The 12,478-nt window shown below is 65.5% G+C and carries 13 protein-coding genes; 9 read left to right on the top strand and 4 right to left on the bottom strand.

Annotated elements, in window-relative coordinates; genetic code table 11:
- Nucleotides 1-10: 10 nt before the first annotated feature.
- Nucleotides 11-1,264 carry a DNA polymerase IV gene (locus ROSELON_RS03540; protein WP_025311059.1) on the bottom strand — a complete coding sequence of 418 codons (1,254 nt, stop codon included), beginning with the start codon at nucleotides 1,262-1,264 and terminating at the stop codon, nucleotides 11-13.
- A 162-nt stretch (nucleotides 1,265-1,426) separates the two neighbouring features.
- Between ROSELON_RS03540 and ROSELON_RS03535 the strand changes: the two genes are divergently transcribed.
- Nucleotides 1,427-2,308 (top strand): SPFH domain-containing protein, encoded by an 882-nt coding sequence (locus ROSELON_RS03535; protein WP_407059671.1) that lies wholly within the window; start codon nucleotides 1,427-1,429, stop codon nucleotides 2,306-2,308.
- Nucleotides 2,308-2,595, top strand: coding sequence for an NfeD family protein (locus ROSELON_RS03530; protein WP_038650125.1), 288 nt, complete (start codon nucleotides 2,308-2,310; stop codon nucleotides 2,593-2,595). The genes ROSELON_RS03535 and ROSELON_RS03530 overlap by 1 nt, the downstream gene beginning before the upstream one ends.
- Nucleotides 2,596-2,689: 94 nt before the next feature.
- Here ROSELON_RS03530 and pyrF read toward each other — a convergent pair whose 3' ends face one another.
- Nucleotides 2,690-3,379 (bottom strand): orotidine-5'-phosphate decarboxylase, encoded by a 690-nt coding sequence (gene pyrF, locus ROSELON_RS03525; protein WP_025311056.1) that lies wholly within the window; start codon nucleotides 3,377-3,379, stop codon nucleotides 2,690-2,692.
- A gap of 159 nt (nucleotides 3,380-3,538) precedes the next feature.
- Between pyrF and ROSELON_RS17350 the strand changes: the two genes are divergently transcribed.
- The 4 genes from ROSELON_RS17350 (at nucleotide 3,539) to ROSELON_RS18080 (ending at nucleotide 7,583) form a co-directional block, all read left to right on the top strand.
- Nucleotides 3,539-4,054: a hypothetical protein gene (locus ROSELON_RS17350; RefSeq protein ID WP_025311055.1), complete on the top strand. Its 516-nt coding sequence runs from the start codon at nucleotides 3,539-3,541 to the stop codon at nucleotides 4,052-4,054.
- Nucleotides 4,055-4,070: 16 nt separating this feature from the next.
- Nucleotides 4,071-4,475: a hypothetical protein gene (locus ROSELON_RS17345; RefSeq protein WP_025311054.1), complete on the top strand. Its 405-nt coding sequence runs from the start codon at nucleotides 4,071-4,073 to the stop codon at nucleotides 4,473-4,475.
- A gap of 179 nt (nucleotides 4,476-4,654) precedes the next feature.
- Complete coding sequence (gene clpB / locus ROSELON_RS03510; protein WP_025311053.1) at nucleotides 4,655-7,270, top strand: ATP-dependent chaperone ClpB; 2,616 nt, start codon at nucleotides 4,655-4,657, stop codon at nucleotides 7,268-7,270.
- A 157-nt stretch (nucleotides 7,271-7,427) separates the two neighbouring features.
- Nucleotides 7,428-7,583: a hypothetical protein gene (locus ROSELON_RS18080; RefSeq protein ID WP_156945775.1), complete on the top strand. Its 156-nt coding sequence runs from the start codon at nucleotides 7,428-7,430 to the stop codon at nucleotides 7,581-7,583.
- Between the two features lie 359 nt (nucleotides 7,584-7,942).
- On the opposite strand, the gene ROSELON_RS03505 is transcribed toward ROSELON_RS18080, so the two are convergent.
- Nucleotides 7,943-8,437: a fasciclin domain-containing protein gene (locus tag ROSELON_RS03505; protein ID WP_025311052.1), complete on the bottom strand. Its 495-nt coding sequence runs from the start codon at nucleotides 8,435-8,437 to the stop codon at nucleotides 7,943-7,945.
- A gap of 74 nt (nucleotides 8,438-8,511) precedes the next feature.
- A complete protein-coding gene (locus tag ROSELON_RS03500) occupies nucleotides 8,512-8,994 on the bottom strand; it encodes a fasciclin domain-containing protein (protein ID WP_025311051.1) in 483 nt (160 codons plus the stop codon).
- A 235-nt stretch (nucleotides 8,995-9,229) separates the two neighbouring features.
- Between ROSELON_RS03500 and ROSELON_RS03495 the strand changes: the two genes are divergently transcribed.
- The 3 genes from ROSELON_RS03495 (at nucleotide 9,230) to msrQ (ending at nucleotide 12,372) form a co-directional block, all read left to right on the top strand.
- Nucleotides 9,230-10,693, top strand: coding sequence for an FMN-binding glutamate synthase family protein (locus ROSELON_RS03495; RefSeq protein ID WP_025311050.1), 1,464 nt, complete (start codon nucleotides 9,230-9,232; stop codon nucleotides 10,691-10,693).
- Nucleotides 10,694-10,824: 131 nt separating this feature from the next.
- Nucleotides 10,825-11,733, top strand: coding sequence for a protein-methionine-sulfoxide reductase catalytic subunit MsrP (msrP, locus tag ROSELON_RS03490; protein WP_025311049.1), 909 nt, complete (start codon nucleotides 10,825-10,827; stop codon nucleotides 11,731-11,733).
- A 3-nt stretch (nucleotides 11,734-11,736) separates the two neighbouring features.
- A complete protein-coding gene (gene msrQ / locus ROSELON_RS03485) occupies nucleotides 11,737-12,372 on the top strand; it encodes a protein-methionine-sulfoxide reductase heme-binding subunit MsrQ (protein WP_038650122.1) in 636 nt (211 codons plus the stop codon).
- The last annotated feature ends 106 nt before the right edge of the window (nucleotides 12,373-12,478 follow it).

The following is a 12,478-nucleotide window of genomic DNA, read 5'->3' as shown; positions in this document are numbered from 1 at the left end:
TCGGGTCGGTTCAGCGCAGCGCGCGCCCCTTGAGGATCGCCTCGGCACCGAAGCGGGCGCGGATCTGGTCGGTGGCGCGTTCCGCCGCGCGGCGGGCGGCCTCTTGCGGGTCGAGCAGATCGCCCTCGCGGTCGGCCTTGTCCGCGGGCATCAGGTCGGAGATGCCGACACCGATCAGGCGATATGGCTTTGGGTGGTCCATCCGGTCGAACAGGCCCCGCGCGGTGCGATAGATGCGATCGGCCGTCTGGGTGCCGTCAGGCAGGCCGACGCGCCGCGTCAGCAGGCGAAAATCGCTGCGTTTGAGTTTCAGCGTGACGGTGCGCCCGGCCAGCCCCTTGGCCTTGGCGCGATCAGACAGTTTCTCGGACAGGCGCCAGATATGGCCATCCAGCAGGCTGACATCTGCGATGTCCTCGGAAAAGGTCGTTTCGTTCGAGATGCTTTTGACCGCGCGGTCGCGCGACACGCGGCGGGTATCCGCGCCGCGCGCAAGGTCATAGAGGCGCAGGCCCTGTGACCCGAAGCGGTCTGCCAGCGCGTCACGCTCCCACCGGCGCAGATCGGCGATGGTGCGGATGCCGGCCTCGGCCAGGGCGCGCTGGCCCGCATCGCCAAGGCCCCAGATCACGCCGACGGGCTTGGGTTCGAGAAAATCGAGCGTTTCGGCGCGCCCGATCACGGAAAAGCCGCGCGGCTTGTCGAGATCCGAGGCCAGTTTGGCCAGGAACTTGTTGTGGCTGAGCCCGACCGAGCCGGTGATGCCCAGTTCCGTCTGCATGCGCTTGACGAGATTGGCCAGCAGGACCGCCGGGGGTTTGCCATGGAGCCGCGCCGTGCCGGTCAGGTCGAGAAATGCCTCGTCCAGCGACAGGGGTTCGATGGCCGGTGTCATATCCTCCATCATCTGGCGGATCTGGCGGCTGACCTCGGAATAGACCTCCATCCGGCCCTTGACGACGACGGCCTCGGGGCAGAGTTGCAGCGCCTTGAACATCGGCATGGCCGAACGCACGCCCTTGATCCGCGCGATGTAGCAGGCGGTGGACACCACACCGCGTTTGCCGCCGCCGATGATGACGGGCTTGTCGCGCAGATCCGGATTGTCGCGTTTCTCGACCGAGGCATAGAAGGCATCGCAATCCATATGCGCGATGGACAGGTCGAACAGTTCGCGGTGGGCGGTGACGCGCGGGCTGCGACAGGCCGGACACCGGGGGCCGGTGTCGAATGTGGTCAGGCAATCGCGGCACAGGGCAGGCATGGGGCCAAGATAGGGCCGCGCGGCGGCAAGGGGAAGCGCGGGCGGACGGGTGGAGTGCGGGAAAACCCGCATCGCTTTCCCATCCGAAAGCGCTTTGCCTCGGGGGGCGTTCGGGGCATTCTCCGCGCCATGAAGCCGGAAGAGACCGATATGGATATTGACATGATCTCTGAACTCGTGGGCGGGAACCTGTTCGTTCTGCTGCTGGCCCTTTTCATCATTCTGTGTGTTTTTCTTGCGATCCGCATCGTGCCGCAATCCGAACAGCATGTGGTCGAGCGGTTCGGCCGGCTGAAGGCGGTTTTGGGGCCGGGCATCAACTTCATCGTGCCATTCCTGGACAAGGTGGCGCACAAGGTGTCGATCCTGGAACGCCAGTTGCCCAATGCCAGCCAGGATGCGATCACCGCCGACAACGTGCTGGTGCAGGTCGAGACCAGCGTGTTCTACCGCATCCTCGAACCGGAAAAGACCGTCTACCGGATCCGCGACGTGGACGGGGCGATTGCCACCACGGTGGCCGGTATCGTGCGGGCCGAGATCGGCAAGATGGAACTGGACGAGGTGCAGTCGAACCGCTCGATGCTGATCGCTACGATCAAGACCAGCGTCGAGGATGCCGTCGACAACTGGGGGATCGAGGTGACGCGCGCCGAGATCCTGGATGTGAACCTGGACCAGGCGACGCGGGACGCGATGCTGCAGCAGTTGAACGCCGAGCGCGAGCGCCGCGCCGCGGTGACGCGGGCCGAAGGGCAGAAGCGGGCGGTCGAACTGCAGGCCGATGGCGACCTTTATGCCGCAAGGCAAGAGGCCGAGGCCCGCCGCGTGCAGGCCGATGCCGAGGCCTACGCCACCGGGGTCGTGGCCGAGGCCATCGCCAAGGGCGGGCTGGAGGCCGTGCAGTACAATGTCGCGCTGGAACAGGTGAAGGGCATCACCCGCATGGCCGAGGGGCAGGGATCGCAGACCATCGTGGTGCCCGCCGACGCCGTCGACGCCTTCGGCAAGGCGTTCCAGATGCTGAAAGGGCGTGGCTCGTGATGGTGTGGGCCGAGTGGTGGGTCTGGGGTGTCGCCGCCATCGCGCTGGCGGTGGGCGAGGTCATCCTGCCAAGTTTCGTCTTGTTGGGCTTTGCCATCGGGGCGGGGGCGGTGGCGCTGATCCTGCTGGTGGGCGGGCCGCTTGCGGTGTGGCTGGGCGCGTCGATCCCGGTCATGGCCCTTGTCTTTGCGGTGATTTCGCTGTTGGCATGGCTGGGGCTGCGCCGTTGGCTGGGCGTATATCGCGGGCAGGTGAAGACCTTTGACCACGATATCAACCGCGACTGATCCGACCAAAAGGCGCGCCCGTGCGGGCGCAAGCTTCTGCCTCGGCGGCAGGCCCTGCGGCCTTTGCCTCAGGCGGGCGCCCTGAGGCTGGCCTTCAGGGCAGGTCGTTCAGCACGGCGCGGGCGGCAGCGGCGGGATCGTCGGCCTGCCAAATGGGGCGACCGATGACGATATGATCGGCCCCGTCGGCGATGGCCCGGGCCGGCGTTGCCACGCGCTTCTGGTCGCCGAGCGCGGCCCCGGCGGGGCGGACACCGGGGGTGACGATCAGGCGCCCGGCGGCCTCGGGCAGGGCGCGGATCGGCGCGGCCTCCTGCGGGGAAGCGATGACGCCGTCAGCCCCGGCCTCGAAGGCGCGGGCGGCGCGTTCGATCACCATTTCGCGCAGGTCGCCGGGGCGCATCATGCCATCGTCGAGATCGCCACGGTCGAGCGAGGTCAGGATCGTGACGCCGAGGATCTTGAGCCCTGTGCCGGCGGCGCCTTGCTTGGCGGCGCGCACCACATGCGGGTCGCCATGCACCGTCAGAAAGTCGAGATCGAACTGGGCAAGGCCGCGCACCGCGGCCTCGATCGTGGCGCTGATATCGAACAGCTTCATGTCGAGGAAGATGCGTTTGCCATGCTCTTGTTTGAGCTCGTTGGCCAGCGCGAGGCCGCCCCCGGTCAGCATGCCGAGGCCGATCTTGTAGAAGCCCACCGCATCCCCGATGCGGCCCGCGAGTTCCAGCCCCGCATGGGCATTCGGCACGTCGAGGGCGACGATCAGGCGGTCATCGGTCATTGAGGGGGGGTGCTCCTGCTTGGGTGTCGCGGTCTTTCGGCCCTCTGCGGCGCTCTGTCAAGGCAAGGCATATCGCCTTGCGGTCATCTTTTCTGATAAGGAACATATCACAGGATCGCGCGTTCCAATCACGTTGGTGTGAGAGCGGAGGTATCCGAAATGTCAGACGAGAAACCCCAAGCCGGGTTTTCGAAACCGGTAAAGGCGGGCATCGCGGCGGTCGTGGGCGGCGCGGTCATCGCGTTTGGTGCGGTCATGGTCACCAGATCCGATCCCGAGGTGGCACAAGCCGATCTTGTGGATGCGGTCGAGGCGATCGGTGTCGATGTGGTCGAAGAGGGTGAGGCCACCGAGACGGCGGCTGCCGAAGGCGAAGCCGCTGAGGGCGAGGCCACCGAGATGGCCGCTGCCGAGGGCGAAGCCACTGAGGGTGACGCCACGGAGACGGCGGCTGCCGAGGGCGAAGCCGCTGAGGGTGAGGGCGAAGCCACTGAGGGTGAAGCCACCGAGACGGCGGCTGCCGAGGGCGAAGCCGCTGAGGGTGACGCCACGGAGACGGCGGCTGCCGAGGGCGAAGTCACTGAGGGTGAAGCCACCGAGACGGCGGCTGCCGAGGGCGAGGCCGCCGAGGGTGAAGCCACCGAGACGGCGGCTGCCGAGGGCGAAGGCCGCTGAGGGTGACGCTACCGAGATGGCGGTTGCCGAGGGTGAAGCCGCTGACGGTGAGGCCACCGAGACGGCGGCTGCCGAGGGCGAAGCCGCTGAGGGTGACGCCACCGAGACGGCGGCTGCCGAGGGCGAGGCCGCTGACGGTGAGGCCACCGAGACGGCGGCTGCCGAGGGCGAGGCCGCCGAGGGTGACGTGACTGACCCCGCGGCTATCGCAGCGGTGGCTGCCGAGTTGGAAAATCTCGATTTGCCCAGCGAGGTCGAGATCTACCTGCTGCGCCGGCTGTCGGAAGCGGCGGGCCGGGCGGCCGAGCAGGCGCAGATCGCGCGTGAGGCCAATGCCGCGGTCGCCGAGGCAGATGACGAAATCAACGCGTTGATGCAGGAACTCATGGAGCTGCGCGAGGCAAGCCCCGAGGCCGAGTGATCCTGCGCGACCCGCGCAAGAAAAGGAAAAGGGCGCCGGGATCGGCGCCCTTTTCGCGTTTGGGTTGATCTTGAACAGGGGGCCCGGCATCGCCATCTGACAGACAAGGCCCCGAAACCCCGTGTGCCGCCTGGCGGGCGCGGATCATCAAGGGGGTGCTTGGATAAAGGAGAGACGTGATGAACTTGGAGAAGTTCACCGATCGTGCCCGCGGTTTCCTTCAGGCCGCGCAGACGATTGCACAGCGCGAGGACCACCAGAAACTGGTCCCCGAGCATCTGTTGAAGGCGCTTCTGGACGATGAACAAGGCATGGCCGCCAACCTGATCCAACGATCGGGCGGGGCGCCGGACCGTGTGCGCGAGGTGCTGGAGGCGACGATGGCCAAGCTGCCCAAGGTGACGGGCGATGGCGCGCAGGTTTACCTCGACAAGCAGACGGCCAAAGTGCTGGACGAGGCCGAAAAGCTGGCCGGGAAGGCCGGCGACAGTTTCGTCGCGGTCGAACGGCTGCTGACGGCGCTGGCCATGGTGAAATCCGGGGCCAAGGACGCGCTGGATGCTGGCGCGGTGAACGCTCAGGCGCTGAATGCCGCGATCAACGATCTGCGCAAGGGGCGCACCGCCGACAGCGCCGGCGCGGAAGACAGTTACGATGCCCTGAAGAAATACGCCCGCGATCTGACCGAGGCCGCGCGCGAAGGCAAGATCGACCCGATCATCGGCCGCGACGAGGAAATCCGCCGCGCGATGCAGGTGCTCAGCCGCCGGACCAAGAACAACCCCGTTCTGATTGGTGAGCCGGGCGTCGGGAAAACGGCGATTGCCGAGGGCTTGGCCCTGCGCATCGTCAATGGCGACGTGCCCGAAAGCCTGCGCAACAAGACGCTGATGGCGCTGGACATGGGCGCGCTGATCGCAGGGGCCAAATACCGTGGCGAGTTCGAGGAACGCCTCAAGGCGATCCTGTCGGAAGTCACCGCGGCGGCCGGTGAGATCATCCTGTTCATCGACGAGATGCACACGCTTGTGGGCGCGGGCAAGACGGATGGCGCGATGGATGCCGCCAACCTGATCAAGCCGGCGCTGGCGCGGGGCGAGTTGCACTGCGTGGGTGCGACGACGCTGGATGAATACCGCAAATACGTCGAGAAGGACGCGGCGCTGGCCCGCCGGTTCCAACCCCTCGTCGTCGAAGAGCCGACGGTCGAAGACACTGTCAGCATCCTGCGCGGCATCAAGGAGAAATACGAGCTGCACCATGGTGTGCGGATCTCGGACGCCGCGCTGGTGGCGGCGGCGACGCTGAGCCATCGCTACATCACCGACCGCTTCCTGCCCGACAAGGCCATCGACCTGATGGACGAGGCCGCCAGCCGCTTGCGGATGGAGGTCGACAGCAAGCCCGAGGAACTCGATGCGCTGGATCGCCAGATCCTGCAGATGCAGATCGAGGCCGAGGCGCTGAAGAAGGAGGACGACCAGGCCAGCAAGGACCGTTTGGAAAAGCTGGAAAAGGAACTGTCCGACCTGCAACAGCAATCCGCCGAGATGACCGCCAAGTGGCAGTCGGAACGTGACAAGCTGGAAAGCGCGCGCGGCCTGAAGGAACAGTTGGACCACGCCCGCGCCGAGTTGGACCAGGCCAAGCGCAAGGGCGATCTGGCCAAGGCCGGCGAGCTGTCCTATGGCGTGATCCCGCAGCTTGAAAAGCAACTGGCCGACGCCGAGGCGCAGGATGACGAGGTGATGGTCGAAGAGGCCGTCCGCCCCGAGCAGATCGCCGCCGTGGTCGAGCGTTGGACGGGCATTCCGATGTCCAAGATGCTGGAAGGCGAGCGCGAAAAGCTGCTGCGCATGGAAGATGAGTTGGGTCGCCGCGTGATTGGTCAGACCGCTGCCGTGACCGCCGTGTCGAACGCGGTGCGCCGGGCGCGCGCCGGTTTGCAGGACGAGAACCGCCCGTTGGGCAGTTTCCTGTTCCTCGGGCCCACGGGTGTCGGCAAGACCGAGTTGACCAAGGCCTTGGCCGAATACCTGTTCGACGACGATCAGGCGATGGTGCGCATCGACATGTCCGAGTTCATGGAGAAACACTCGGTCGCGCGTCTGATCGGCGCGCCTCCGGGCTATGTCGGCTATGACGAGGGCGGCGTGTTGACCGAGGCCGTGCGCCGGCGCCCCTATCAGGTGATCCTGTTCGACGAGGTCGAAAAGGCCCACCCCGAGGTGTTCAACGTGCTGTTGCAGGTGCTCGATGACGGTATCCTGACCGATGGGCAGGGCCGCACGGTCGATTTCAAGCAGACGCTGATCGTGTTGACCTCGAACCTCGGATCGCAGGCGCTGAGCCAGTTGCCCGACGGGTCCGATGCCAGCCAGGCCAAGCGGGACGTGATGGATGCGGTGCGCGCCCATTTCCGGCCCGAGTTCCTGAACCGTCTGGACGACATGATCGTGTTCGACCGCCTGACGCGCGAGGACATGGACGGGATCGTCCGTATCCAGCTGAGGCGTCTGGAACGCCGTCTGGCGCAGCGTAAGATCACGCTGGAGATGGACAAGGCCGCGATGAAGTGGCTGGCCGACGAAGGCTACGACCCGGTGTTTGGCGCGCGTCCACTCAAGCGCGTGATCCAGACCGCGTTGCAGAACCCGCTGGCCGAGATGATCCTGGCCGGTGACGTGAAAGACGGCGATGCGCTGCATGTGGGCGCGGGGGCCGACGGGCTGATTGTGGGTGACCGCGTGTCGGCCTCGAACCGGCCCAAGCCGGATGATGCCGTGGTGCATTGACCCTCGCATGACGCCAAGTTTGGCCCCGGCTGGAAACGGCCGGGGCATTTTCTTTGGGTCGGAATAGAAAAATACTATCGAAAGTCAATTCGTGATAGCATTTATCCCATTTTCGGAAGCCCTATCTCTGGCCCATGGCTCACCCAGGAGATGAAACATGCCCGAGAACAATACCCCACCCCCTGCACATGTGTCTTCGACCGACCGGCTGCGTGCATGGCTGAAATCGGACGTCACCATCAGGTTGCCCGGCTGGGCTGTCGCGCTGGGCGGAGGTTTGGTGCTGGTGCTGATACTCGTCGCGCTGGACTAAACATGCACGTCATGTTGAGTGCCACGCCGCTCGACACTCTGGCGCCTTCGCTGCAGGCACGCACAGCGGAAGGGCATGTCGGAAAGGGTCGAGGGGATCGTGCTGCGGATCGCGGACGAGGATGATTGCATCCCTGCTGATGCAACGGGGCAGACCTTAGGCGATATCGAGCCGGCTTCGATGCCGGCGGGCATGGCTGACCATGCGGGGGACACTGCCCGGATGCGGTTGGAGCCATAGGCGCGGACCGCTTCGGCCGGTGGCCCGATGATCACCTTAGGGCGGTCGTGACGCCATCCGACATGAAAACGCCCCCGGTCATGCCGGGGGCGTTCTTGGGTTGTTGCGATGCGGACGGGTCAGTGCGGAAGCAATACACCGTCGATGATGTGAACCACGCCGTTCGACGCGAAGACATCGGCCGTCGTGACCGAGATGTTGCCGTTCAGATGCACGCCGTTGCGGCCGTTCACGCGGATATGGCCACCCTGCACGGTGGGGATCACGCCATGCTGACCCACGAGGGCCTCGGCGGGATAGTAGTCACCCGAGACGTGGTAGGTGAGCACGTTCGTCAGCGCGTCGGTGTCGGCCAGCAGGCTGTCCAGCACGCCATGGGGCAGGTGCGCGAAGGCCCGGTTCGTCGGGGCGAACACCGTGAAGTTGCCGGGCGCCGACAGCGTGTCGACAAGGCCAGCGGCCTGCACCGCGGTCACGAGGGTCGAAAGATCGGGCGTTGCGGCCGCAAGCTCGACGATGGTCTGCGATCCGGTCACGGCGCGGGCCGGGGCGGTCAGGGCCAGGGGGGCTGCGACCAGTGCTGCGGTCGAGGCGATGAACTGACGACGATCCATGGGGTAGTCTCCGTATTCTGTCTGTCTGGAAAAGAAATGGCCGGGCTGCGTGGCCCGGCCAGATCAGAAGCCGATCACATCGGCGGCATGATCACGCTGTCGATCACGTGGATGACGCCGTTCGACGCCTCGATATCGGCGGCGGTGACGGTCGCGTCGTTAATCATCACGCTGTCGCCGAGGCTGACGGTGATGTCCGAGCCCTGCACGGTTTCGGCCATCATGCCGTCCGACAGGTCACCCGACATGACGGCGCCCGGCACCACGTGGTAGGTCAGGATCGCAACCAGCTGGTCGCGGTTCTCTTCCATCAGCAGCGACTCGACCGTGCCCTCGGGCAGGGCGGCAAAGGCTTCGTCGGTCGGCGCGAAAACGGTGAACGGACCTTCGCCCGAGAGCGTGTCGACCAGACCGGCCGCTTCGACGGCGGCGACGAGCGTGGTGAAGCTGCCGGCGTCGACAGCCGTCTCGACGATGTTCATGCCGCCATGGCTATCCGCAAAGGCGGGGGCGGCGAGGGCGGTGGTCGCTGCGAGGGCGAGGAGGGTATTGCGCATTTGTCGTCTCCTGTGTGGCAATGTGCGAGGCTATCGGTGCCTCGTCGCAACGGCATGTGCGCGCCGCCTGCGACCTTTCAAGGCAGGCGCGATCCCGCTGGCGGCCTTGACGAGGCCGGTTTTGCGCCTAAGCGGTCGCGGTTTGCGTTTTCCAGTCAAACCCGTGTGATATGAGTTGAGCGGACGTGACCGGCTGATCGGTCAAAATGAGCAGGCACGACGGGAGGTTGCGCAAATGGCTTGGTATCTTGAGGCGCTTGCGCTGGCCTTTTGGCTGGTCATCGGGTTCGTGGCCCTGCTTGCGGTCATCGTGTTCCTGATCGACCGGACCCAGACAGGCGATGCCATCCGGCGCAACTACCCGGTGATCGGGCGGTTTCGCGGCCTGTTCACGACCTTGGGCGAATTCTTTCGTCAGTACTTTTTCGCGATGGATCGCGAAGAACTGCCGTTCAACCGGGCACAGCGCGATTGGGTGGCCCATGCCGGGGCCGGTGGGTCGAACACGCGGCCCTTCGGCTCGACCCGCAATATCGACGTGGTCGGCACGCCGCTGTTCACGCCCGACCCGTTTCCGCCGCTGGACGATCAATTCGCCAGTTCCGAGCCCCTGCAGATCGGCCCTTATGCCACGCTGCCCTACGAGGCGAAGAGTTTCTTCAACATCTCGGGGATGAGCTATGGCGCGATCTCGGCCCCGGCGGTGCGCGCCCTCAGCCGGGGCGCGCGGATGGCCGGCATGTGGATGAATACCGGCGAGGGCGGGCTGTCGCCCTATCACCTCGAGGGAGAGGCCGATCTGGTCTACCAGATCGGGACGGCGAAATACGGCGTCCGCGATGCGCATGGCAACCTTGACGACGCCAAGCTGCGCGCGGTGGCCGAACACACCCAGATCAAGATGTTCGAACTGAAACTGGCGCAGGGCGCCAAGCCGGGCAAAGGCGGCATCCTGCCCGCGGCCAAGATCACCGACGAGATCGCCCGGATCCGAGGTCTGCCCAAGGGACAGGACGGGATCAGCCCCAACCGCCACCGCGATGCCGGAAATGTCGGCGAGTTGCTGGACCTGATCGCGCATATTCGCGACGTGACCGGCCGGCCCGTGGGCATCAAGACGGTCATGGGGGACCCTGCCCATTTCGAGGAGTTGTTCGAAGAGATCAACCGGCGCGGTATCGAAAGCGCGCCGGATTTCATCACCCTCGATGGCGGCGAAGGCGGGACGGGCGCCGCGCCCATGCCGCTCATGGATCTGGTGGGCCTGTCCATCCGCGAGGCGTTGCCGCGCCTGACCGATATGCGCAACCGGGCGGGTCTGCGCGATCGTATCCGCATCGTGGCCAGCGGCAAACTGGTCAACCCCGGCGATGTAGCCTGGGCGCTGGCCGCCGGGGCGGATTTCGTGGTGTCGGCGCGCGGCTTCATGTTCCCACTGGGCTGCATCCAGGCGCTGAAATGCCACAAGAACACCTGCCCGACGGGCATCACGACCCATGACGCGCGGCTTCAGGCGGGGCTGGTCGTCTCGCAAAAGGACAGGCGCGTCGCGAATTACGCCAAGGGCATCGTGAAGGAGGTCGAAGTGATCGCGCATTCTGTCGGTGTCCCCGAGCCACGCAAATTGCGCCGTCGCCATGTGCGCCTTGTCCAACCCGATGGCAGTTCGCGCCCCATGGACCGTCTTTCGCCGGGTTGACCGGCCCCCCCGGGCCCGTACACGCGCGCTCAACAGTTTCGTGAGATTGCGTGTCAGGGCTTGGGTCTGCCCCATCTGTTAGGTCAGGTTCGCCGGAACGCGAAGGATCAGACCAAGAGGGGACGCAACCTATGGCCCACCGTTACACATCAGACCTGACCTGGGCAGACGTCACGCCCAAGGCGCTATACCTGAACCGGCGCCAGATCATCGCGGGCGGTGGCGCCCTGGTGGCGGGCGGTCTGGCCGGGGGGGGCCTGCGCGCGCAGCAAGAGGCGTTGGAGCCCAACACCTGGGAAGAGATCACCAGCTACAACAACTATTACGAGTTCGGGACCGGGAAATCCGACCCCGCAGACCACGCGCACCGGCTGACAACCCAGCCTTGGTCGATCCAGATCGACGGCCTGGTGGACAACCCCGGCACCTACACGCTTGAGGACATCCTGTCCGAGGTCGAGATCGAGGAACGCATCTACCGCCTGCGCTGTGTCGAGGCGTGGTCGATGGTCGTGCCGTGGAACGGGTTCGAACTGGCCGATCTGCTGAACCGCGTCGGGGTGCAGGACGGGGCGCGCTACGTCGCCTTTGAAACCGTCATGCGCCCCGAAGAGATGCCGGGCCTGTCCGTGCCGGTTCTCGACTGGCCCTACCGCGAAGGTCTGCGCCTGGACGAGGCGATGCACCCGCTGACCATCATGGCGACCGGGATTTATGGCGAGCCGATCCCGAACCAGAACGGCGCGCCGATCCGTTTGGTGGTGCCCTGGAAATACGGGTTCAAATCCATCAAGTCGATCGTGCGGATCACCCTGACCGCAGACCAGCCTTATGCCAGCTGGAACGCCTCGCAACCCGGCGAATACGGGTTCTATTCCAACGTGAACCCCAATGTGGATCATCCCCGCTGGAGCCAGGCGACCGAGCGTCGTGTGGGTGGGGGCCTGTTTGCGCGGCGCATCCCGACCCTGATGTTCAACGGTTACGCCGACGAGGTTGCCTCTCTCTACGAGGGGATGGATCTGGCCGAGTATTTCTGAGCCATGAGCAGCCTGGCCCGCACCGACCTGATGCAAGCCGTGAACGCCGGCTTGCGCCGTGTGCCACCGGCGCTGGTATACATTGTGGGGCTGGGCTGGGCCGGCTGGTTGTTTTTTCTCGCCGCAACCGGCGGGTTGGGGGTCGAGCCGGTCGAGGCGCTGGAACACCGCTATGGCGAGTTGGCTTTGCAACTGATCGTGCTGGGTTTGGCAGTGACGCCGTTACGGCGCTATCTTGGGGTGAATCTGATGCCGCTGCGCCGCGCGATCGGCGTCGTGGCGTTCTTCTTCGTGCTCGCGCATGTCCTGGTCTGGGCGGTGCTGGATGTTCAGACCCTGCCGGCCGTCTGGGCCGATATTCTCGAACGCCCGTATGTCACGATCGGCATGGCCGGGTTCCTGCTGCTGCTTCCCCTGGCCATGACGTCGAACGACTGGTCGGTGCGCAAGCTGGGGGGCGCCATGTGGCGCAAGCTGCACAGACTGGTCTACCCGGCGGCGTTTCTCGGGGCGCTGCATTTCGTCTGGTTGGCCAAAGGGTTCCAGATCGAGCCGCTCGTCTATCTTTCGGCGATCCTCGGGTTGCTCGCGCTACGCCTTCGTCGTCGGGCGCATGGCCATGCCAAACGCGCAGGGTGACGGCCCGAGTCGCCGCGTTTCACGACCCGGAAAAGACCAAATTGTGGGTAACCGTGTGGAAAAGCGGGCCGTGGCAATCACGCGGTCACAGAAGTGCCGCCTGAGT

This window comes from Roseibacterium elongatum DSM 19469 (genome assembly GCF_000590925.1).
GTDB lineage: Bacteria > Pseudomonadota > Alphaproteobacteria > Rhodobacterales > Rhodobacteraceae > Roseibacterium > Roseibacterium elongatum.
Note: the sequence above shows the minus strand (reverse complement) of the source record. Positions and strands in the feature narration are given on the sequence as shown.